At 68.1% G+C, this 19,352-nt stretch carries 28 protein-coding genes; 26 read left to right on the top strand and 2 right to left on the bottom strand.

What is annotated here, in order from left to right; all coding sequences use genetic code 11:
- Nucleotides 1-615, top strand: a complete 615-nt coding sequence (locus EDD90_RS22795) for a hypothetical protein (protein ID WP_123974802.1) — start codon at nt 1-3, stop codon at nt 613-615.
- Between the two features lie 22 nt (nt 616-637).
- Here the strand turns inward: EDD90_RS22795 and EDD90_RS22790 are convergent, their stop codons facing one another.
- Both EDD90_RS22790 and EDD90_RS22785 read right to left on the bottom strand, forming a co-directional pair.
- The gene (locus tag EDD90_RS22790; RefSeq protein ID WP_123974801.1) at nt 638-3,457 is read right to left on the bottom strand and encodes a poly(A) polymerase; all 2,820 of its coding nucleotides are present in this window, start codon (nt 3,455-3,457) and stop codon (nt 638-640) included.
- A 3-nt stretch (nt 3,458-3,460) separates the two neighbouring features.
- A complete protein-coding gene (locus EDD90_RS22785; protein WP_123974800.1) occupies nt 3,461-5,113 on the bottom strand; it encodes an RNA ligase family protein in 1,653 nt (550 codons plus the stop codon).
- 561 nt (nt 5,114-5,674) lie between these two features.
- Here EDD90_RS22785 and rpsJ point away from each other — a divergent pair.
- From rpsJ to infA, 25 genes are all read left to right on the top strand, one after another.
- Entirely contained in the window at nt 5,675-5,983 is a 309-nt protein-coding gene (rpsJ, locus tag EDD90_RS22780) for a 30S ribosomal protein S10 (protein ID WP_003948644.1), read from the top strand.
- A 17-nt stretch (nt 5,984-6,000) separates the two neighbouring features.
- On the top strand, nt 6,001-6,645 hold the full coding sequence (gene rplC, locus EDD90_RS22775) for a 50S ribosomal protein L3 (protein WP_062706771.1): 645 nt from the start codon (nt 6,001-6,003) through the stop codon (nt 6,643-6,645).
- An 8-nt stretch (nt 6,646-6,653) separates the two neighbouring features.
- Entirely contained in the window at nt 6,654-7,310 is a 657-nt protein-coding gene (gene rplD, locus EDD90_RS22770; RefSeq protein ID WP_123974799.1) for a 50S ribosomal protein L4, read from the top strand.
- Nucleotides 7,310-7,729: a 50S ribosomal protein L23 gene (rplW, locus tag EDD90_RS22765; protein ID WP_123974798.1), complete on the top strand. Its 420-nt coding sequence runs from the start codon at nt 7,310-7,312 to the stop codon at nt 7,727-7,729. The genes rplD and rplW overlap by 1 nt, the downstream gene beginning before the upstream one ends.
- Before the next feature lie 38 nt (nt 7,730-7,767).
- Nucleotides 7,768-8,604 (top strand): 50S ribosomal protein L2, encoded by an 837-nt coding sequence (rplB, locus tag EDD90_RS22760; protein ID WP_041665436.1) that lies wholly within the window; start codon nt 7,768-7,770, stop codon nt 8,602-8,604.
- A gap of 12 nt (nt 8,605-8,616) precedes the next feature.
- The gene (gene rpsS / locus EDD90_RS22755; protein WP_003948639.1) at nt 8,617-8,898 is read left to right on the top strand and encodes a 30S ribosomal protein S19; all 282 of its coding nucleotides are present in this window, start codon (nt 8,617-8,619) and stop codon (nt 8,896-8,898) included.
- A gap of 44 nt (nt 8,899-8,942) precedes the next feature.
- On the top strand, nt 8,943-9,290 hold the full coding sequence (gene rplV, locus EDD90_RS22750) for a 50S ribosomal protein L22 (RefSeq protein WP_003974262.1): 348 nt from the start codon (nt 8,943-8,945) through the stop codon (nt 9,288-9,290).
- Nucleotides 9,290-10,114 (top strand): 30S ribosomal protein S3, encoded by an 825-nt coding sequence (gene rpsC, locus EDD90_RS22745; protein WP_123974797.1) that lies wholly within the window; start codon nt 9,290-9,292, stop codon nt 10,112-10,114. Before rplV ends, rpsC begins: the two co-directional genes overlap by 1 nt.
- 5 nt (nt 10,115-10,119) lie before the next feature.
- Complete coding sequence (rplP, locus tag EDD90_RS22740) at nt 10,120-10,539, top strand: 50S ribosomal protein L16 (RefSeq protein ID WP_123974796.1); 420 nt, start codon at nt 10,120-10,122, stop codon at nt 10,537-10,539.
- Nucleotides 10,539-10,763, top strand: a complete 225-nt coding sequence (rpmC, locus tag EDD90_RS22735) for a 50S ribosomal protein L29 (protein WP_030174543.1) — start codon at nt 10,539-10,541, stop codon at nt 10,761-10,763. The genes rplP and rpmC overlap by 1 nt, the downstream gene beginning before the upstream one ends.
- Nucleotides 10,763-11,050: a 30S ribosomal protein S17 gene (gene rpsQ / locus EDD90_RS22730; RefSeq protein ID WP_123974795.1), complete on the top strand. Its 288-nt coding sequence runs from the start codon at nt 10,763-10,765 to the stop codon at nt 11,048-11,050. Before rpmC ends, rpsQ begins: the two co-directional genes overlap by 1 nt.
- 103 nt (nt 11,051-11,153) lie before the next feature.
- On the top strand, nt 11,154-11,522 hold the full coding sequence (gene rplN, locus EDD90_RS22725) for a 50S ribosomal protein L14 (RefSeq protein ID WP_003992364.1): 369 nt from the start codon (nt 11,154-11,156) through the stop codon (nt 11,520-11,522).
- Between the two features lie 2 nt (nt 11,523-11,524).
- Nucleotides 11,525-11,848 (top strand): 50S ribosomal protein L24, encoded by a 324-nt coding sequence (gene rplX, locus EDD90_RS22720; RefSeq protein WP_030967306.1) that lies wholly within the window; start codon nt 11,525-11,527, stop codon nt 11,846-11,848.
- On the top strand, nt 11,848-12,405 hold the full coding sequence (gene rplE, locus EDD90_RS22715) for a 50S ribosomal protein L5 (protein WP_123974794.1): 558 nt from the start codon (nt 11,848-11,850) through the stop codon (nt 12,403-12,405). Before rplX ends, rplE begins: the two co-directional genes overlap by 1 nt.
- 5 nt (nt 12,406-12,410) lie before the next feature.
- On the top strand, nt 12,411-12,596 hold the full coding sequence (locus EDD90_RS22710; protein ID WP_003948630.1) for a type Z 30S ribosomal protein S14: 186 nt from the start codon (nt 12,411-12,413) through the stop codon (nt 12,594-12,596).
- Nucleotides 12,597-12,810: 214 nt separating this feature from the next.
- Nucleotides 12,811-13,209 (top strand): 30S ribosomal protein S8, encoded by a 399-nt coding sequence (rpsH, locus tag EDD90_RS22700; RefSeq protein ID WP_089099428.1) that lies wholly within the window; start codon nt 12,811-12,813, stop codon nt 13,207-13,209.
- Nucleotides 13,210-13,233: 24 nt separating this feature from the next.
- The gene (gene rplF / locus EDD90_RS22695) at nt 13,234-13,773 is read left to right on the top strand and encodes a 50S ribosomal protein L6 (RefSeq protein WP_123974793.1); all 540 of its coding nucleotides are present in this window, start codon (nt 13,234-13,236) and stop codon (nt 13,771-13,773) included.
- A 3-nt stretch (nt 13,774-13,776) separates the two neighbouring features.
- Nucleotides 13,777-14,160, top strand: a complete 384-nt coding sequence (gene rplR, locus EDD90_RS22690) for a 50S ribosomal protein L18 (RefSeq protein ID WP_123974792.1) — start codon at nt 13,777-13,779, stop codon at nt 14,158-14,160.
- 36 nt (nt 14,161-14,196) lie between these two features.
- The gene (gene rpsE, locus EDD90_RS22685) at nt 14,197-14,802 is read left to right on the top strand and encodes a 30S ribosomal protein S5 (RefSeq protein WP_015658456.1); all 606 of its coding nucleotides are present in this window, start codon (nt 14,197-14,199) and stop codon (nt 14,800-14,802) included.
- Nucleotides 14,802-14,984: a 50S ribosomal protein L30 gene (gene rpmD / locus EDD90_RS22680; RefSeq protein WP_006376032.1), complete on the top strand. Its 183-nt coding sequence runs from the start codon at nt 14,802-14,804 to the stop codon at nt 14,982-14,984. The genes rpsE and rpmD overlap by 1 nt, the downstream gene beginning before the upstream one ends.
- Nucleotides 14,985-14,986: 2 nt before the next feature.
- Nucleotides 14,987-15,442 carry a 50S ribosomal protein L15 gene (gene rplO / locus EDD90_RS22675; RefSeq protein WP_123974791.1) on the top strand — a complete coding sequence of 152 codons (456 nt, stop codon included), beginning with the start codon at nt 14,987-14,989 and terminating at the stop codon, nt 15,440-15,442.
- A 476-nt stretch (nt 15,443-15,918) separates the two neighbouring features.
- Nucleotides 15,919-17,250, top strand: a complete 1,332-nt coding sequence (gene secY, locus EDD90_RS22670) for a preprotein translocase subunit SecY (protein ID WP_123974790.1) — start codon at nt 15,919-15,921, stop codon at nt 17,248-17,250.
- The gene (locus EDD90_RS22665) at nt 17,250-17,915 is read left to right on the top strand and encodes an adenylate kinase (protein WP_123974789.1); all 666 of its coding nucleotides are present in this window, start codon (nt 17,250-17,252) and stop codon (nt 17,913-17,915) included. The genes secY and EDD90_RS22665 overlap by 1 nt, the downstream gene beginning before the upstream one ends.
- A gap of 97 nt (nt 17,916-18,012) precedes the next feature.
- Nucleotides 18,013-18,849, top strand: coding sequence for a type I methionyl aminopeptidase (map, locus tag EDD90_RS22660; protein ID WP_123974788.1), 837 nt, complete (start codon nt 18,013-18,015; stop codon nt 18,847-18,849).
- A gap of 277 nt (nt 18,850-19,126) precedes the next feature.
- Nucleotides 19,127-19,348: a translation initiation factor IF-1 gene (infA, locus tag EDD90_RS22655; RefSeq protein WP_003948620.1), complete on the top strand. Its 222-nt coding sequence runs from the start codon at nt 19,127-19,129 to the stop codon at nt 19,346-19,348.
- Nucleotides 19,349-19,352 lie beyond the last annotated feature (4 nt).

The following is a 19,352-nucleotide window of genomic DNA, read 5'->3' as shown; positions in this document are numbered from 1 at the left end:
ATGACCCCTGACCCGATCTCCGCACCGGCCCCCTCGGCCCCCTCCGCCGTGTACCGCCTCCTGGCCGGTACGGGGAACCTGAGGACGCTGCGCCTGGGCGATTCGCTGATCGATCTCAAGCGCTGGCAATTCCAGGGATCGAAGGTCGTTCTGCCGGACTCGTTCGAGGCCGAGTGGACCGGTGACCCCAAGGCGCGCAAGGCCGACTTCGCCTCCGACTATCCAGGTGCCCCGATCCTGAGCCGAGGCCTTGTCGACCGGGTCGGGCAGGAGCGGCTGGAGCAGGCCGGGCGGCTGGTCCCCGTCCGCACACCGGGCCCCGAGCCGGACGAGTACGCCCTGTACGTGGTGGAGCCTCTCGTGGACTGCGTGGACACCCGCAGGTCGGCCCAGCCAAAGAAGGCCACCGGGGAGATGAGGAAGATGGTCTTCATTCCGGAGGCGGTGCCTGCCGAGTTGCCGGCGTTCCGGGTCCCGCAGTTTCCCGTCGCGGTGTGCTGGACCGGCTGGATGCGTGATCTGCTCGACGCGGTCCTCGGCGGCGATCTGGAGGCCCGCCTACTGTGGTCACCGGAACCGTCGGCTGCTCCGCACCCCGACCCCTGGGGATTCTGAGCGCGCTGGCCGACGCCGAGCGTCAGCGCAGGGTCGGTACCCCGCCCCCTTCGGTCCGGGTCAGCGTGACTCCGGTCAGACCGCGCAGTCGGCGTTCCGCGAGAGCCGCGAGCTGGCCGGCGGTCGGTGGGGCGGCGCCCAGGCCGATGGCGTAGCGGACCGGGTTCCTGGTGAAGGGGCGGGGCCAGGCGTGGCAGTCGGGGGCCGACGCCGAGAGGTCGGTGACGAGGGCTCGCATCCTGCCCCGCACCCGGCCCTCGTCCGCGTCCGCGCCCACCGCCAGGACCGCCCAGGCCGCGTGGCGGCGGTGGAGCGGGGGAGGGGCGAGGAGTTCGGCCCGGGGGTAGGGGTCCGTGGTTGCTTCCAGCAACTCCCAGGCGCGGAACAGCTCTTGGACGACAAGGTCGCGCATGCCCGCTGTCACCTGGTCGGTGCAGGGGCGTACGGGGGCGGAGGGTGTCGTGATGGTGAGGGGGAAGGGGAGGAGGGGCTGCGGGCGATCGCCTGGCCGGCCCACCGGTTCCCGCCAGTCCCAGGCCGCCCACGTCGCGAAGAAGTGCCGTAGGAGATCGCCCGGTGCGAGGTCGCCGGCCTCGGCCGTGGTGCGGGCCGCCAGGACGGACCAGGCCAGGCCCGGCAGGCCTCCGAACGGTGCCGAGTCCAGGCCCCGGGCCTTCGCCCATGCCTTGACCTGCGTGGTCAGCCGGGCGAAGGCAGGCCTGTGGCCGCCCACCGAGGCCAGCACCGCGTCGGCGTCGCTCACCGCGCTGAGCGCGACCGCGGCCGCCTCGCCCAGCTCGGTCCGGCGCGGGACCGCCTCCGCCGGGTCCGTCGAACCCGTGGTGACCACGACCAGGTCCACGTCCAGCCCGTCGATCCGCAACCGCAGACCGGGTACCCGGGCCCCGACCACCTCGCGCACATCCGTCGCCTCGGGGAGAGCGGCAGCCAACCGCGCCTGTACGGCGGGGAGTCCGACCGTGCCGGGCAGTGCCGCCACCAGGTCCAGGTCCGCCCCGGGCAGCGCGCAGCCCATGCGCCGGGAGCCGACGACGTGTACGACGGCGTCGGGGAGCGCGTCCTCGATGCGGCGGATGGTCTCCTCGGCCACCCGCGCCAAGTCGTACACCCCGCCCTGCGCGGCCTCCTCCGCCCACCTCACCTCGCCCGTTCCCAGCGTCACCGTGGCCCGCACCCGCATCGGCTCGTCCCCGCGCCGCGAGAGCAGTGCCAGCTCGCCGACCCTGACCGGCATCGGGGCGAGCCGGGCCGCGCAGGCGTCGGCCAGGGTGTTCGGGTCGGTGGTGCGGCCCAGGCTGAGGTGCGGGGTGAAGCCCGGGCGGCGGCCGCCGCAGCGGGGGAAGTGGCGCAGGAGTGTGCGGTGCAGGTCGGCCCAGGGCTCCTCGCCCGCGGCCGCGGGGTCGAGCCAGACGGTCGCGTCGTCCCGGTGGCCGAACCACTGCACCCCCTCCAGCCGGGCGTCGAAGGGAGCGGTGGCGGCCGTCGCGAGCACCGCCGCCGCCCGCTCGAAGGCGTGTTCCGGTACGAATCCGAAGAGCAGGTTCACATGCGGGGGCCAGCGGCGGATCTGCGGGTCGTGTTCCCGGCGGATCTCCTGCAGCGGGGCCCACAGCTCGTCGGGCGGGAGCCACGCCAGCGCCGTACGGGGCGTCGGTCCTTCGGTAAGGGACTCCAGGGCGTCCGCCTCCGCAGCGCCCACCGCGAGTTCGGTCAGGACGCCGTAGTGATCGGAGATGTACGTGCCCTCCGCCGACGGCACGTCACCGCGCAGTTCGGCGCTCCGTACCCGCAGCCCCTCCCCGCGCAGCAGCACCCGGTCCAGTCGCGAGGCCCGGCCCGTCAGCGACGAGATCGCGGCGAGCGGATTGCCGCCCGGGTCGAAGGTCGGGGTCGTGTCGTCAGCGCCGTGCACCTCGCTCCACGCGTCCCGCAGGCCCAGCGTCAGCTGCGGTGTGCCGCCGCCGTCGTTGAAGTCGCCCAGCAGGAGCAGCTCGGCGTCCACGCCCGCCAGGCCCTCGGCGATGCGGGTGAGTTCCGCCGTGCGCCGGTCGGCGCCGTTCTCCGAGTGGTCGCTGCTCAGATGGGTCGCCGCGACGACCACGGGCCGTCCGCCCGCCTCCACGACCAGGGCGGTCACCGCCTTGTGCGGGCCCAGCTCGTGGTGCGCGGCCTCGATGACGGGCAGGCGGCTCAGGAGCAGCAGACCGCACGCGTCGACGTCCCGCCCTCGCGGGTCCGTGCCCAGGGTCCAGCCCGCCCGCACCCACTCCTCGCCCAGCAGCAGGGCGAGGAGTTCCGCCTCGACCTCCTGCAACGCGATCACGTCCACGTCCGCGTCGCGCAGTGCCCGCGACAGCAGAGGCCTGCGCCGGGCACTGTCGATGCGGTCGGCGTCGTACCGGTCCCAGAGCGTGTTCCAGGTCAGCACCCGCACACCCCCGGATACCCGCGCACCCCCGGATACCCGCACACCGCCGGACGTGTCCCCGCGTCGCGAGGGCGGGGGCCGCCAGTCCTCGCCGTCCCATGCGTACGGCGTACGGGCCGTGAAGAACGGCGCCCGGAGCAGCCGGGCCTCCCGGACCCGCCCCGCCTCCGTCGCGTCGATCCGGTCCACCCCCGTGGCCCGGTCCCACACCAGCTCGCCGTCGGCCTCGATGAACAGCACCCGGTGCCAGGGGATCTCGCCCCCGGGCACGAACGCGGGCAGCGGGACACGCTTCGGTGCGGCGCCGCGCTGGAGGACGCCTAGGACGAAGCGGGCCGGGTCGAAACGCGCGTCCCAGCGCACCCGGTGATAGATCTCCTCGCTCGTACGCACGCGTCAGACCTCTTCCTCGACGGTCCCGCCCGCCCCGATGTACCAGGTGCGATGAGCGTCGCCCGGATACGGCGGGACGAAGCGCCGCAGCTGGCCGGTGAGCACGTCGGGCGGCACCGGGTGCTCGCGGCGGGTGTTGCGCCGTACCAGCTCGTCCTCGTCGACCAGGACCACCGCGTGCGTGATCAGGGCGTCACGGCGGTGGGCGATCCCGTGTACCAGCGAGCGCTGCTGTTTGTTGAGGGACGTGGCGTCCCACACCACGGTCCCGCCGCCGGCCAGGGCCCGGTCCAGCCGGTCGAGTCCCGCACGGAGGACCTCGCCGTTGGCCCGCTGGTCGGCGCGTGCGCCTCGCGCCTCGCGCAGGTCGTCCAGGGAGACGTATGCGTCCACGCCCGGGAGCCCGCGGGCGAAGGTGCTCTTGCCGCTGCCGGCCGGGCCGACCGTCTGGATCAGCTTCGGGAACGCGCCGGACCGCCGGCGCCAGGTCGCGGCGACGGCCTCGTCGGCACTGCCGATCCGCCCCAGCGCGTACGCCTCCCGGGCCTCGGCCCGGCACCGGGCGGCCACGTCGGCCGGCAGCCCGGCGAACGCCTCCCGCAGCCCTAGGCTGCGCACGTCCTCGGCGTGCAGCGCCGACCACTCCACCTGCTCGCGCGCCTCCCGCGTGTCCGCGGTGGCACGGGCGACCGCATGCAGCAGGCCCAGGTCGGCGGCGTACGACAGGCGTACCAGACCGGCCCACCGGTCCTCGTCCGGATACGGCCGGTGCAGCGCCGGGTGCAGTCCCACGAGGTCGGCGACCCGGCGTGCGAGCGGCAGGCCCGCCACCGTGGCGAGCCGCGCCGCCAGCCGTCCTCGCCGCACTCCGTGCAGCAGCGCGGCCAGGACGCCGGTCAGCAGGTCGTCCCCGGACCGCCCCGCCGGATCGAAGCGGCCGACGGCCCGGGCGTCCCCCTCGCCGGGCAGTCCCACGGCCTCCTCCAGGGCCCGCGTGTCGACGGCCGCTCCCGATCGCACCGCCCACAGGGTCGCCCCGGCCCCGAGCTTGTTCTCGACGACTGCCGTGTGCATCCAGTGCGTGTCCGTCTGGACGTGTCCCGGCCGTACCCACTTGGCCACGCGCTCCCCGAACTCCTGCGCGGCGAACCCGTCCGCGACCCGGACGACGTATCCCTCCTGCCGCCCGGGATCCAGCCGCAGAGCGCGCACCGCCCGCTCGTCGAACACGCCTCGCCACAGCACCCGGGGAACGGGAACGCCGAGCCCGCGCAGGAAGACCACCGTCCGGTCCCAGTCCAGGCAGCGGCCCTCCCCGTCCCACACGGAGAAGCCGTAGAAATAGCTCTCCAGGTCGTCGTACGCGATCGAGTGCCGGGCGAACATGTTCTCCCCGCACACCCGCCACCCCTCCGGGACGGCATGGCTGATCCGGGCCTGGAGTGCCTTGACCCAGGTGCGGGAGGGGTGGTGGGCCGAGTCCAGCGAACGGGCGTGCAGGCCGTCGGCGTACAGAGTGGTGTTCTCGCCGTCGAGCTTCTCGGTCACGACGACCTCGCGGCCGCGCAGGCCGGACAGGTCGGTGACCCGGAGGTCATCGGGGGTCGCACCGGGCGACCAGGGCAGATGCCGGGTCCGTGGATAGTGCGTACGCATGGTTGAAAGTCCCCCGTGACAGCCGACGTGCCTGGTCAGCGTAGGGGTGTGGGGTGGTGGCGGGCGACCGGATTACGGTTCGGCCGGGAGGGGCCGGGGGCCTCGGGAACGCCGCCGGGGAGGGCCCGGGTTTGACCTGCGTCACCCCGGGGGTATGCTCCCCGGCCCGATTGGCCAGCTCCCCGCCCCGTATGGCAGACTAGCGGGGTTGCTCGGTCGAGTGTTGATGCTGCGCGCCTCCCGCCGGGAGGACCGGAAGCGAGTCCCACAGTACTCGTCGTCCTAACTGCCACTACGGCAGCACTGGGGCGGACGTACGGGAATCTTTCGGGAAGTGTGGTGCAGCACCGGCCAGGCGCCCGGTGGGCCCGCGTCAGCTGATTGATGCAGTCGCCCCTGGCTTGCGGTTCCGGAAGGGCCGTGTGCATTCCCCGCAGGGATGTTCGAACAAGGGGCATCTGTGTCAGCGGGAGCGCGACACGCCCGACCGCGTGGGTCGGAGAAGAAGGCGGAACCGCCGGGTTCCAGAGCGTTAAACAGAGACAGGACTACTGAGTAGCCATGGCGGGACAGAAGATCCGCATCCGGCTCAAGGCCTACGACCACGAGGTCATCGACTCCTCGGCGAAGAAGATCGTCGAGACGGTGACCCGCACTGGTGCGTCGGTCGCGGGCCCGGTGCCGCTGCCCACTGAGAAGAACGTGTACTGCGTCATCAAGTCGCCGCACAAGTACAAGGACTCGCGCGAGCACTTCGAGATGCGCACGCACAAGCGCCTGATCGACATTCTCGACCCCACCCCCAAGACCGTTGACTCTCTGATGCGACTCGACCTCCCGGCCGGTGTCGACATCGAGATCAAGCTCTGAGGGTCGGTGAGCTGAGAATGGCTAAGCAGATCAAGGGCATCCTGGGCGAGAAGCTCGGCATGACGCAGGTGTGGGACGAGAACAACCGTGTTGTTCCGGTCACCGTCGTCAAGGCCGGCCCCAACGTCGTCACCCAGGTCCGTACCAACGACGTCGACGGCTACGAGTCGGTCCAGATCGCCTTCGGCGAGATCGACCCGCGCAAGGTGAACAAGCCCCTCAAGGGCCACTTCGCGAAGGCCGACGTCACCCCCCGTCGCCACCTCGTCGAGATCCGTACGGCTGACGCCTCCGAGTACACCCTCGGTCAGGAAGTCACCGCCGAGGTCTTCGAGGCCGGCGTGAAGGTCGACGTCACCGGCAAGAGCAAGGGCAAGGGCTTCGCCGGTGTCATGAAGCGTCACAACTTCAAGGGCCTCGGCGCCGGTCACGGCACCCAGCGCAAGCACCGCTCGCCCGGTTCCATCGGTGGCTGCGCCACCCCGGGCCGCGTGTTCAAGGGCCTCCGCATGGCGGGTCGCATGGGCAACGAGCGTGTCACCACCCAGAACCTGACCGTCCACGCCGTTGACGCGGAGAAGGGTCTGCTGCTCATCAAGGGCGCGGTTCCCGGTCCGAACGGCGGCCTCGTCCTGGTCCGCACCGCGGCCAAGGGGGCCTGAGGTAACCGATGAGCACTGTTGACATCCTTTCGCCTGCCGGCGAGAAGACCGGTAGCGTCGAGCTCCCCGCGGAGATCTTCGGCGTGGAGAAGGTCAGCATCCCGCTGATCCACCAGGTCGTCGTCGCGCAGAACGCGGCCGCCCGCCAGGGCACGCACAAGACGAAGACCCGTGGCGAGGTCCGTGGTGGTGGCAAGAAGCCTTACCGCCAGAAGGGCACCGGCCGCGCCCGTCAGGGCTCGACCCGCGCGCCGCAGTTCGCCGGCGGTGGCGTCGTCCACGGCCCGCAGCCGCGTGACTACTCGCAGCGCACCCCCAAGAAGATGAAGGCTGCCGCTCTGCGTCACGCCCTCACCGACCGGGCGCGCCATAACCGCATCCACGTCGTCACCGGCGTGATCGAGGGCGAGACCCCCAGCACCAAGGCCGCTCGCACGCTGTTCGGCAAGATCTCGGAGCGCAAGAACCTGCTCCTGGTCGTCGACCGCGCCGACGAGGCCGCGTGGCTGTCCGCCCGCAACCTGCCCCAGGTCCACATCCTGGAGCCGGGCCAGCTGAACACGTACGACGTGATCGTCTCGGACGACGTGGTCTTCACCCAGGCCGCTCTCGAGTCCTTCGTCGCCGGCCCGAAGGCCAACGACACCGAAGGGACCGAGGTCTGATGGCTACCCGTCACCCGAGCATTGCCTCGAAGGCCGCCAAGGCCGCCAAGGCCGCGCGCGTCGCCAAGGCGCGCCGTCACGAGGCCGAGGGCAAGAACACCGTCGAGACCCCGCTGAGCAAGTCGTACACGGACCCCCGTGACGTGCTGCTCAAGCCGGTCGTCTCGGAGAAGAGCTACGCGCTCCTCGACGAGAACAAGTACACGTTCATCGTCGACCCGAACGCCAACAAGACCCAGATCAAGCAGGCCGTCCAGGCGGTCTTCTCGGTCAAGGTCACCGGGGTCAACACCCTCAACCGCCAGGGCAAGCGCAAGCGCACCAAGACCGGTTTCGGTCAGCGCGCGGGCTCCAAGCGCGCGATCGTGACCCTCGCCGAGGGCGACCGTATCGACATCTTCGGCGGTCCGACCGCGTAAGCGGGTCGGATCGTCCGATATCGGACGAGGACTGAGAAATGGGAATCCGCAAGTACAAGCCGACTACGCCGGGCCGTCGTGGCGCCAGCGTCGCCGACTTCGTCGAGGTCACGCGGTCCACGCCGGAGAAGTCGCTGGTCCGCCCCCTGCACAGCAAGGGCGGCCGTAACAACGCCGGTCGTGTGACCGTTCGCCACCAGGGTGGCGGACACAAGCGCGCCTACCGAGTGATCGACTTCCGTCGTCACGACAAGGACGGCGTGCCGGCGAAGGTCGCGCACATCGAGTACGACCCCAACCGCACCGCGCGCATCGCGCTGCTGCACTACGCGGACGGCGAGAAGCGCTACATCCTCGCCCCGCGCAACCTGCAGCAGGGCGACACCGTGGAGAACGGTCCCGGGGCCGACATCAAGCCGGGCAACAACCTGGCCCTCCGCAACATCCCGGTCGGTACCACGATCCACGCGATCGAGCTCCGTCCCGGTGGCGGCGCCAAGTTCGCCCGCTCCGCGGGTGCCTCGGTGCAGCTGCTCGCCCGTGAGGGCGCCATGGCGACCCTCCGTATGCCGTCCGGCGAGATCCGCATGGTGGACGCGCGCTGCCGCGCCACCGTCGGTGAGGTCGGCAACGCCGAGCAGTCGAACATCAACTGGGGCAAGGCCGGCCGCAAGCGGTGGCTGGGCGTTCGCCCGACCGTCCGTGGTGTCGTGATGAACCCGGTCGACCACCCGCACGGTGGTGGTGAGGGCCGGACCTCCGGTGGTCGTCACCCTGTGTCCCCGTGGGGCAAGAAGGAAGGCCGTACTCGTTCGCCCAAGAAGGCGTCGAACAAGTACATCGTCCGCCGCCGCAAGACGAACAAGAAGCGCTAAGGACGGGTTGAGATGCCGCGTAGCTTGAAGAAGGGGCCCTTCGTCGACGACCACCTGATCAAGAAGGTGGATGTCCAGAACGAAGCCGGCACCAAGAACGTCATCAAGACCTGGTCCCGTCGCTCGATGATCGTCCCGGCCATGCTCGGCCACACGATCGCGGTGCACAACGGCAAGACCCACATCCCGGTGTTCGTCACCGAGTCGATGGTCGGCCACAAGCTCGGCGAGTTCTCGCCGACCCGCACCTTCCGCGGCCACGTCAAGGACGACCGGAAGTCGAAGCGCCGCTAGTAGCGGATCGCATTCAGACACGTAAGTAACTGAGAGGGACAACCATGGAAGCCAGGGCCCAGGCGCGGTACATCCGCGTTACGCCCATGAAGGCCCGCCGCGTGGTGGACCTTATCCGTGGCATGGATGCCACGGAGGCTCAGGCTGTTCTGCGATTCGCTCCGCAGGCAGCCTCCGTGCCGGTCGGCAAGGTGCTCGACAGCGCCATCGCCAACGCCGCGCACAACTACGACCACACCGACGCCGACAGCCTCTTCATCTCCGAGGCGTACGTCGACGAGGGCCCGACCCTGAAGCGGTTCCGTCCGCGTGCCCAGGGCCGCGCCTACCGGATCCGCAAGCGGACCAGCCACATCACCGTGGTCGTCAGCAGCAAGGAAGGAACCCGGTAATGGGCCAGAAGGTTAACCCGCATGGGTTCCGGCTCGGTGTCACCACGGACTTCAAGTCCCGGTGGTACGCCGACAAGCTGTACAAGGACTACGTCAAGGAAGACGTCGCCATCCGTCGGATGATGACGTCCGGCATGGAGCGCGCCGGTATCTCGAAGGTTGAGATCGAGCGCACCCGTGACCGTGTGCGGGTGGACATCCACACCGCGCGTCCGGGCATCGTCATCGGCCGCCGTGGCGCCGAGGCCGACCGCATCCGCGGCGACCTCGAGAAGCTCACGGGCAAGCAGGTCCAGCTGAACATCCTCGAGGTCAAGAACCCCGAGACCGACGCTCAGCTGGTTGCCCAGGCCGTTGCCGAGCAGCTCTCCTCCCGCGTCTCCTTCCGCCGCGCCATGCGTAAGAGCATGCAGTCGGCGATGAAGGCCGGCGCCAAGGGCATCAAGATCCAGTGCGGTGGCCGCCTCGGCGGCGCCGAGATGTCCCGCTCGGAGTTCTACCGCGAGGGCCGTGTGCCCCTGCACACGCTCCGCGCGAACGTGGACTACGGCTTCTTCGAGGCCAAGACGACCTTCGGCCGTATCGGTGTGAAGGTCTGGATCTACAAGGGCGACGTCAAGAACATCGCCGAGGTCCGCGCCGAGAACGCTGCCGCCCGTGCGGGTAACCGCCCGGCCCGCGGTGGCGCCGCCGACCGTCCGGCCCGTGGTGGCCGCGGTGGCGAGCGGCGTGGTCGCAAGCCGCAGCAGGCTGCCGGCGCCGAGGCCCCCAAGGCCGAGGCCCCCGCCGCCGCTCCGGCTGAGAGCACCGGAACGGAGGCCTGACCGAAATGCTGATCCCCCGTAGGGTCAAGCACCGCAAGCAGCACCACCCCGGACGCAGCGGCGCTGCCAAGGGTGGCACCTCGGTTGCGTTCGGCGAGTACGGCATCCAGGCGCTCACCCCGGCGTACGTGACGAACCGTCAGATCGAGGCCGCTCGTATCGCCATGACGCGTCACATCAAGCGTGGTGGCAAGGTCTGGATCAACATCTACCCGGACCGTCCCCTCACCAAGAAGCCCGCCGAGACCCGCATGGGTTCCGGTAAGGGTTCCCCGGAGTGGTGGATCGCCAACGTCAAGCCCGGACGCGTGATGTTCGAGCTGTCGTACCCCAACGAGAAGATCGCCCGTGAGGCCCTGACTCGCGCAGCCCACAAGCTGCCGATGAAGTGCCGGATCGTCAAGCGCGAGGCAGGTGAAGCGTGATGTCGGCCGGTACCAAGGCGTCCGAGCTGCGCGAGCTGGGCAACGAGGAGCTTCTGGGCAAGCTCCGCGAGGCCAAGGAAGAGCTGTTCAACCTCCGCTTCCAGGCGGCGACCGGACAGCTTGAGAACCATGGCCGTCTGAAGGCGGTCCGCAAGGACATCGCGCGGATCTACACCCTGATGCGCGAGCGTGAGCTGGGCATCGAAACGGTGGAGAGCGCCTGATGAGCGAGAGCAACGTGACTGAGAACACTGCGGCGCGCGACAGCTTCCGCAAGACCCGTGAGGGTCTCGTCGTCAGCGACAAGATGGACAAGACCGTCGTCGTCGCCGTCGAGGACCGCGTCAAGCACGCGCTGTACGGCAAGGTCATCCGCCGTACGAACAAGCTCAAGGCGCACGACGAGCAGAACGCTGCCGGCGTCGGCGACCGGGTTCTCCTGATGGAGACCCGTCCGCTGTCGGCGACCAAGCGCTGGCGCGTCGTCGAGATCCTCGAGAAGGCCAAGTAAGTCTCCTGCGGGGCATCCCTCGCAGGACAGTTCCGCCAGGCTCGGCAGGGGCTCTCGTCACTGAGGCCCCTGCCGGGAACCGGCAGACAAACAGGAGATAGACGTGATCCAGCAGGAGTCGCGACTGCGCGTCGCCGACAACACTGGTGCGAAGGAGATCCTTTGCATCCGTGTGCTCGGTGGCTCCGGTCGCCGCTACGCGGGCATCGGTGACGTCATCGTCGCCACCGTCAAGGACGCGATCCCCGGCGGCAACGTGAAGAAGGGTGACGTCATCAAGGCGGTCATCGTTCGCACCGTCAAGGAGCGCCGCCGTCCGGACGGCTCGTACATCCGCTTCGACGAGAACGCCGCCGTCATTCTGAAGAACGACGGCGACCCTCGCGGCACCCGCATCTTCGGCCCGGTCGGGCGTGAGCTGCGCGAGAAGAAGTTCATGAAGATCATCTCGCTGGCTCCGGAGGTGCTGTAAGCATGAAGATCAAGAAGGGCGACCTGGTCCAGGTCATCACCGGCAAGGACAAGGGCAAGCAGGGCAAGGTCATCGCGGCCTACCCCCGCGAGGACCGCGTCCTGGTCGAGGGTGTCAACCGGGTCAAGAAGCACACCAAGGCCGGCCCGACCGCTCGCGGTTCGCAGGCCGGCGGCATCGTCACGACCGAGGCGCCCGTCCACGTCTCCAACGTCCAGCTGGTCGTTGAGAAGGACGGCAACAAGGTCGTCACGCGTGTCGGTTACCGCTTCGACGACGAAGGCAACAAGATCCGCGTTGCCAAGCGGACGGGTGAGGACATCTGATGGCTACCACCACTGCTCCGCGTCTGAAGCTGAAGTACCGCGAGGAGATCGCGGGCAAGATGCGTGACGAGTTCAAGTACGAGAACGTCATGCAGATCCCCGGCCTCGTCAAGATCGTGGTCAACATGGGTGTCGGCGACGCCGCCCGTGACTCGAAGCTGATCGAGGGCGCCATCCGCGACCTCACCACGATCACCGGCCAGAAGCCGCAGGTCACCAAGGCCCGCAAGTCCATCGCGCAGTTCAAGCTGCGTGAGGGCCAGCCGATCGGTGCCCACGTCACGCTCCGTGGCGACCGCATGTGGGAGTTCCTGGACCGCACCCTGTCGCTCGCGCTGCCGCGCATCCGCGACTTCCGTGGTCTGTCCCCCAAGCAGTTCGACGGCCGTGGCAACTACACCTTCGGTCTCACGGAGCAGGTCATGTTCCACGAGATCGACCAGGACAAGATCGACCGTACCCGGGGCATGGACATCACCGTGGTCACCACGGCGACCAACGACGCTGAGGGCCGCGCGCTCCTTCGTCACCTCGGCTTCCCGTTCAAGGAGGCGTGAGCGAGATGGCGAAGAAGGCTCTGATTGCCAAGGCTGCTCGCAAGCCCAAGTTCGGTGTGCGTGGCTACACGCGCTGCCAGCGCTGCGGCCGTCCGCACTCCGTGTACCGCAAGTTCGGCCTCTGCCGCGTGTGCCTTCGTGAGATGGCTCACCGTGGCGAGCTGCCGGGCGTGACCAAGAGCTCCTGGTAATCCCCGCTTTTAGGGATTTCAGAGGCTCTCGGTAAGCAATGGGCGTGTCAGGTGCCCTCCTCTTCATGGCTTAGGCTTGGAGGGTTGGGCGCCTGACGGTCGCCCGTACGACTTACTACGCCGTAGGTCCACCGCGCCGCACCCGTCCCGTCTCGGATCGGGGAGAGGGATGGCGCACCAGGAAACCCCGGCGAGAGAGGCCGAAGGCCAATTCATGACCATGACTGATCCGATCGCAGACATGCTTACGCGTCTGCGGAACGCGAACTCGGCATACCACGACTCCGTGACGATGCCGGCGTCCAAGATCAAGTCTCACATCGCGGAGATCCTCCAGCAGGAGGGCTTCATCACGGGCTGGAAGGTCGAGGACGCCGAGGTCGGCAAGAACCTCGTCCTGGACCTGAAGTTCGGTCCCAACCGTGAGCGCTCCATCGCGGGCATCAAGCGGATCTCCAAGCCCGGTCTCCGGGTGTACGCGAAGTCCACCTCCCTGCCGAAGGTGCTGGGCGGCCTCGGCGTGGCGATCATCTCCACGTCGCACGGGCTCCTCACCGACAAGCAGGCCGGCAAGAAGGGCGTGGGTGGGGAAGTCCTCGCCTACGTCTGGTAGCAGAAGGGAACGGAGGAAACAGCTATGTCGCGTATCGGCAAGCTCCCCATCGCGGTTCCCGCCGGCGTGGACGTCACCATCGACGGCCGCACGGTGCAGGTCAAGGGCCCCAAGGGCGAGCTGACCCACACCATCGTGGCTCCGATCGACATCGCCAAGGGCGAGGACGGCACTCTCGCGGTGACCCGCCCCAACGACGAGCGTCAGAGCAAGGCCCTGCACGGCCTGTCCCGCACGCTGGTGGCGAACATGATCACCGGCGTGACCCAGGGTTACGTGAAGAAGCTCGAAATCAGCGGTGTCGGTTACCGCGTGACCGCCAAGGGTGCGAACCTCGAGTTCGCGCTCGGTTACAGCCACCCGATCCTGGTCGAGGCCCCCGAGGGCATCACCTTCAAGGTCGAGGCTCCGACCCGTTTCTCGGTCGAGGGCATCGACAAGCAGAAGGTCGGCGAGGTCGCGGCCAACATCCGCAAGCTGCGCAAGCCCGACCCGTACAAGGCCAAGGGCGTCAAGTACGAGGGCGAAGTCATCCGCCGCAAGGTCGGAAAGGCGGGTAAGTAAGCCATGGCATACGGGCAGAAGATCCTCAAGGGCGACGCCTACAAGCGCGCCGCGATCAAGCGCCGTCACATCCGGATCCGCAAGAACCTTTCCGGTACGGCGGAGCGTCCCCGTCTGGTCGTGACCCGCTCCAACCGCCACATCGTGGCGCAGGTGATCGACGACCTGAAGGGCCACACCCTGGCTTCCGCGTCCACCCTGGACGCGTCGGTCCGTGGTGGCGAGGGCGACAAGTCCACGCAGGCCAAGCAGGTCGGCGCCCTGGTCGCCGAGCGTGCCAAGGCCGCCGGTGTCGAGGCCGTGGTGTTCGACCGTGGTGGTAACCAGTACGCCGGGCGCATCGCCGCCCTGGCGGACGCCGCCCGCGAGGCCGGGCTCAAGTTCTGAGCCGCTTGTAGCTAGCGGAAAGAGAGAGGTAATCCAATGGCTGGACCCCAGCGCCGCGGTGGCGGTGCCGGTGGCGGCGAGCGGCGGGACCGGAAGGGCCGTGACGGCGGCGCTGCTGCCGCCGAGAAGACCGCGTACGTTGAGCGCGTTGTCGCGATCAACCGCGTCGCCAAGGTTGTGAAGGGTGGTCGTCGCTTCAGCTTCACCGCGCTGGTCGTGGTGGGCGACGGTGACGGCACCGTGGGTGTCGGTTACGGCAAGGCCAAGGAGGTGCCGGCCGCCATCGCCAAGGGCGTTGAGGAGGCCAAGAAGCACTTCTTCAAGGTCCCGCGTATCCAGGGCACCATCCCGCACCCGATCCAGGGTGAGAAGGCTGCCGGCGTCGTGCTGCTCAAGCCCGCGTCCCCGGGTACCGGCGTTATCGCCGGTGGTCCGGTGCGTGCCGTGCTCGAGTGCGCCGGTATCCACGACATCCTGTCGAAGTCGCTCGGCTCCGACAACGCGATCAACATCGTGCACGCGACCGTGGAGGCCCTGAAGGGCCTGCAGCGTCCGGAGGAGGTCGCGGCCCGCCGCGGTCTGCCTCTTGAGGACGTCGCCCCCGCGGCTCTGCTTCGTGCGCGTGCGGGAGCGGGTGCGTAATGGCTCGCCTCAAGGTCACGCAGACGAAGTCGTACATCGGTAGCAAGCAGAACCACCGTGACACCCTGCGGTCCCTTGGTCTCAAGGGGATCAACACCGTGGTCGTCAAGGAGGACCGCCCCGAGTTCCGCGGCATGGTGCACACCGTCCGCCACCTCGTGACGGTTGAGGAGGTCGACTGATCATGGCGGAGAGCAACCCGCTCAAGATCCACAACCTCCGTCCCGCCCCGGGCGCCAAGACCGCCAAGACCCGTGTCGGTCGTGGTGAGGCGTCGAAGGGTAAGACGGCCGGTCGTGGTACCAAGGGTACGAAGGCCCGTTACCAGGTTCCGGAGCGCTTCGAGGGTGGGCAGATGCCCCTCCACATGCGCCTTCCGAAGCTGAAGGGCTTCAAGAACCCGTTCAAGACCGAGTTCCAGGTCGTGAACCTCGACAAGCTGGCCGCGCTGTACCCGGAGGGTGGCGAGGTCACCGTCGAGGGTCTCGTCGCCAAGGGTGCCGTTCGCAAGAACAGCCTCGTCAAGGTCCTCGGCCAGGGTGAGGTCTCCGTGGCGCTGCAGGTGACGGTCGACGCCGTCTCCGGCTCCGCCAAGGAGAAGATCACCGCCGCCGGCGGCACCGTCACCGAGCTCGTCTGAGACCGGTCGGCGGCTGACTGACGTCAGCGAAGACGGCCGGGGATGTCCCTCTCACGAGGGGCGTCCCCGGCCGTTTCCCGTTTCAGGACGCTTTGGCGCGCCGGCGGGGAGATGGACGGCGAGCATCTTCGATGCCGACGTGTCCTTCGTGAGGCGCGGGGAAGCCGTGTGGCCACGGCTGCCGGTTTTCGATTGGCCAGGGGGTAATTGCGGTGGTCAGCCACAGGTCCCCCGATGCTGTACGGCTGAATGATCAGCCGGTCGATCAGAAATTTATGGCATGTATATGGTAGAAGCTACCGTTTTCACATACGCGCGTTCGAATGCAGTTGGTGTCCCGGAAGGGTGGCGATGTAGGTAGGCTGTACCGCTGGTGCCCAGCGTCGTCTTGGCATGCCGTAACCTCGTTCCACAGGCCATCAACCCCACTTAATCGTCACCTCGCGCGCGTACACGCGGGGGTCGCAGGAGGCACCGTGCTCACCGCGTTCGCCCGGGCGTTCAGGACGCCCGACCTGCGCAAGAAGCTGCTCTTCACGCTGGGCATCATCGTGGTCTACCGGGCCGGCACCCACATCCCGATCCCCGGCGTCAACTACAAAGCCGTCGAAACGTGTGTGAACGAGGCCTCCGGCAATCAGGGCCTGTTCGGTCTCGTCAACATGTTCAGCGGCGGAGCGCTGCTGCGTATCACGGTCTTCGCGCTCGGTATCATGCCGTATATCACCGCGAGCATCATCCTTCAGCTGCTCACCGTGGTGATTCCGCGCCTGGAGGCCCTCAAGAAAGAGGGTCAGGCCGGCACGACGAAGATCACGCAGTACACCCGATACCTGACCGTGGCTCTCGCCATCCTGCAGGGCACCGGTCTGGTCGCCACGGCCCGCAGCGGCGCGCTGTTCAGCGGCTGCTCGGTGGCCTCGGGAATCGTCCCGGACCAGGCGATCTTCACGACTGTCACGATGGTTGTCTGTATGACTGCCGGTACGGCCGTCGTGATGTGGCTCGGAGAGCTGATCACAGACCGTGGCATCGGCAACGGCATGTCGATCCTGATGTTCATCTCGATCGCCGCGACCTTCCCGTCCGCGCTGTGGGCCGTCAAGAAGCAGGGCAGCCTCGCCGGCGGTTGGATCGAGTTCGGCACGGTGATCCTCGTCGGACTGGTCATGGTCGGCCTGGTGGTCTTCGTCGAGCAGTCCCAGCGCCGCATCCCCGTGCAGTATGCCAAGCGCATGATCGGGCGCCGTTCCTACGGTGGTACGTCCACGTACATCCCGCTCAAAGTGAACCAGGCGGGTGTGATTCCCGTCATCTTCGCCTCGTCGCTGCTCTACATCCCGGCGCTGGTTGCGCAGTTCGCGGGCGGCAACTCCGCCTGGAAGTCCTGGATCCAGAGGAATCTGGTCAACGGGGCATCGTCTGGATCGGCGCCCAGCCCGATTTACATCACCCTGTACTTCTTGCTCATCGTGTTCTTCGCCTTCTTCTACGTGGCCATCTCCTTCAACCCCGAAGAAGTCGCCGACAACATGAAGAAGTATGGTGGCTTCATCCCGGGCATCCGGGCTGGCCGACCGACCGCTGAGTACCTCTCGTACGTGCTCAACCGGATCACCTGGCCGGGTTCGCTGTATCTGGGGCTGATCGCTCTCGTACCGACGATGGCGTTGGTTGGCTTTGGGGCAAGCCAGAACTTCCCGTTCGGTGGCACCAGCATCCTGATCATCGTGGGTGTGGGCCTCGAAACAGTGAAGCAGATCGAGAGCCAGCTCCAGCAGCGCAATTACGAAGGGTTCCTCCGCTGATGCGAATCGTCCTCGTCGGGCCGCCTGGCGCCGGTAAGGGAACGCAAGCCGTTCGCCTTGCCAAGGAGCTGAAGATCCCGCACATCTCCACGGGCGACCTGTTCCGCGCCAACATCAGCCAGCAGACGGAGCTCGGGAAACTCGCGAAGTCCTACATGGACGCCGGCAACCTCGTCCCCGACGAGGTCACCATCGCCATGGCCAAGGACCGCATGGAGCAGGAGGACGCCGTGAACGGCTTCCTGCTGGACGGTTTCCCGCGCAACGTCGCACAGGCCGAGGCGCTCGACGAGCTGCTGAAGACCGAGAAGATCAAGCTGGACGCGGTACTCGACCTCGAAGTCCCCGAGGAGGAGGTCGTCAAGCGGATCGCCGGACGGCGCCTGTGCCGCAACAAGGCGGAGCACGTCTTCCACGTGACCTACAGCCCGCCGAAGGTGGAGGGCGTCTGCGACATCTGTGGCGGCGAGCTCTACCAGCGCGACGACGATTCCGAGGACACCGTCCGTACGCGGCTGGAGGTCTACCACACGCAGACCGAGCCCATCATCGACTACTACAAGACGCAGGGCCTGGTCGCGACGATCTCCGCTCTGGGTCCGGTGGACGAGGTCACCAAGCGCGCACTGGACGCGCTGGGGCGCGACGGGGACGACGAGAAGTAGTTTTCCAGCGGTTCCGGCCGCGGTACCCCCTCGGGTGCCGCGGCCGTACTGTTGTGTAGTTGACGTTGACGTGAGTGACGGAGAGCGCAGGCCACCCATGGTGCAGATCAAGACGCCCGAGCAGATCGCCAAGATGCGTGCGGCGGGCCTGGTCGTCGCGGCCATCCACGCGGCGACGCGCGAGGCCGCGGTGCCCGGCGCCAGCACCAAGGACCTGGACGAGGTGGCCCGCAAGGTCCTCGCCGAGCACGGCGCCAAGTCGAACTTCCTCGGCTACGGCGGCTTCCCCGCCACCATCTGCACCTCCGTCAACGACGTGGTCGTCCACGGCATCCCCTCCGAGGACGTCGTTCTCAAGGACGGCGACATCATCTCCATCGACTGCGGTGCGATCGTCGACGGCTGGCACGGCGACGCGGCCTACACGGCGTTCGTGGGCTCCGGTCACGCTCCGGAGCTGATCGAGCTCTCCCGGGTCACCGAGGAGTCGATGTGGGCCGGTATCGCGGCGATGAAGCAGGGCAGCCGGCTCGTCGACGTCTCCCGGGCGATCGAGACGTACATCCGCCGGCAGCCGAAGCCGGGCGGCGGCAAGTACGGGATCATCGAGGACTACGGCGGTCACGGCATCGGCACCGAGATGCACATGGACCCGCACCTGCTGAACTACGTCGACCGGCGGCGCGGGAAGGGGCCGAAGCTGGTTCCCGGTTTCTGCCTGGCCATCGAGCCGATGGTGTCGCTGGGGACGCCGCGCACGGAGGTCCTGTCGGACGACTGGACCGTGATCACCACGGACGGTACGTGGTCGTCGCACTGGGAGCACAGTGTTGCGCTGACCGCCGAGGGTCCGTTGGTGCTGACGGCTCCTGACGGCGGTAGGGCCAAGCTGGCCGAGCTCGGGATCACGGCCGCGCCGGATCCGCTGGGCTGAGCATTTCGCGAGGCTGCGGCCCGGTGGGGGTTGAGCGCGCCCGCGCGGCGGAGCCGCAAATGTATACAGCCCCGTGCCCCTGACGGGGCGCTGCAGACAGGGCGCTCCCCATAATGGGCGCTTAATGATCTGTGCTCTTGGGCAGGATTTCTCGATTCGTCTTTCCGGGTGCGCTGACGTAGACTGACTCGTCGGCTCTCGTGTACCCGCATGTCCGCATGCGCCCGCAAGGGACAGTGCGGGAGTCGATCAAGGTAGTCGATTCGAAGGGCGAAGCGTGGCCAAGAAGCAAGGTGCCATCGAGATCGAGGGCACTGTCGTCGAGTCTCTTCCGAACGCCATGTTCAAGGTCGAGCTCCAGAACGGCCACCAGGTCCTGGCACACATCAGCGGCAAGATGCGTATGCACTACATCCGCATCCTCCCTGACGACCGGGTCGTGGTGGAGCTGTCTCCGTACGACCTGACGCGTGGCCGGATCGTCTACCGCTACAAGTAGATCT

Source organism: Streptomyces sp. Ag109_O5-1 (genome assembly GCF_003814875.1).
Taxonomy (GTDB): Bacteria; Actinomycetota; Actinomycetes; order Streptomycetales; family Streptomycetaceae; genus Streptomyces; species Streptomyces sasae.
The sequence above is the reverse complement of the archived record's forward strand: the minus strand, read 5'-3'. Positions and strand labels throughout refer to the sequence as shown.

Bases quoted from the DNA above. Each gene is read 5' to 3' on its own strand.
- EDD90_RS22795 (WP_123974802.1), top strand. From the start codon at position 1: ATGACCCCTGACCCGATCTCCGCACCGGCCCCCTCGGCCCCCTCCGCC.
- EDD90_RS22785 (WP_123974800.1), bottom strand. From the start codon at position 5,113: ATGCGTACGCACTATCCACGGACCCGGCATCTGCCCTGGTCGCCCGGT.
- rpsJ (WP_003948644.1), top strand. From the start codon at position 5,675: ATGGCGGGACAGAAGATCCGCATCCGGCTCAAGGCCTACGACCACGAG.
- rplC (WP_062706771.1), top strand. From the start codon at position 6,001: ATGGCTAAGCAGATCAAGGGCATCCTGGGCGAGAAGCTCGGCATGACG.
- rplD (WP_123974799.1), top strand. From the start codon at position 6,654: ATGAGCACTGTTGACATCCTTTCGCCTGCCGGCGAGAAGACCGGTAGC.
- rplW (WP_123974798.1), top strand. From the start codon at position 7,310: ATGGCTACCCGTCACCCGAGCATTGCCTCGAAGGCCGCCAAGGCCGCC.
- rplB (WP_041665436.1), top strand. From the start codon at position 7,768: ATGGGAATCCGCAAGTACAAGCCGACTACGCCGGGCCGTCGTGGCGCC.
- rpsS (WP_003948639.1), top strand. From the start codon at position 8,617: ATGCCGCGTAGCTTGAAGAAGGGGCCCTTCGTCGACGACCACCTGATC.
- rplV (WP_003974262.1), top strand. From the start codon at position 8,943: ATGGAAGCCAGGGCCCAGGCGCGGTACATCCGCGTTACGCCCATGAAG.
- rpsC (WP_123974797.1), top strand. From the start codon at position 9,290: ATGGGCCAGAAGGTTAACCCGCATGGGTTCCGGCTCGGTGTCACCACG.
- rplP (WP_123974796.1), top strand. From the start codon at position 10,120: ATGCTGATCCCCCGTAGGGTCAAGCACCGCAAGCAGCACCACCCCGGA.
- rpmC (WP_030174543.1), top strand. From the start codon at position 10,539: ATGTCGGCCGGTACCAAGGCGTCCGAGCTGCGCGAGCTGGGCAACGAG.
- rpsQ (WP_123974795.1), top strand. From the start codon at position 10,763: ATGAGCGAGAGCAACGTGACTGAGAACACTGCGGCGCGCGACAGCTTC.
- rplX (WP_030967306.1), top strand. From the start codon at position 11,525: ATGAAGATCAAGAAGGGCGACCTGGTCCAGGTCATCACCGGCAAGGAC.
- rplE (WP_123974794.1), top strand. From the start codon at position 11,848: ATGGCTACCACCACTGCTCCGCGTCTGAAGCTGAAGTACCGCGAGGAG.
- EDD90_RS22710 (WP_003948630.1), top strand. From the start codon at position 12,411: ATGGCGAAGAAGGCTCTGATTGCCAAGGCTGCTCGCAAGCCCAAGTTC.
- rpsH (WP_089099428.1), top strand. From the start codon at position 12,811: ATGACCATGACTGATCCGATCGCAGACATGCTTACGCGTCTGCGGAAC.
- rplF (WP_123974793.1), top strand. From the start codon at position 13,234: ATGTCGCGTATCGGCAAGCTCCCCATCGCGGTTCCCGCCGGCGTGGAC.
- rplR (WP_123974792.1), top strand. From the start codon at position 13,777: ATGGCATACGGGCAGAAGATCCTCAAGGGCGACGCCTACAAGCGCGCC.
- rpsE (WP_015658456.1), top strand. From the start codon at position 14,197: ATGGCTGGACCCCAGCGCCGCGGTGGCGGTGCCGGTGGCGGCGAGCGG.
- rpmD (WP_006376032.1), top strand. From the start codon at position 14,802: ATGGCTCGCCTCAAGGTCACGCAGACGAAGTCGTACATCGGTAGCAAG.
- rplO (WP_123974791.1), top strand. From the start codon at position 14,987: ATGGCGGAGAGCAACCCGCTCAAGATCCACAACCTCCGTCCCGCCCCG.
- EDD90_RS22665 (WP_123974789.1), top strand. From the start codon at position 17,250: ATGCGAATCGTCCTCGTCGGGCCGCCTGGCGCCGGTAAGGGAACGCAA.
- map (WP_123974788.1), top strand. From the start codon at position 18,013: ATGGTGCAGATCAAGACGCCCGAGCAGATCGCCAAGATGCGTGCGGCG.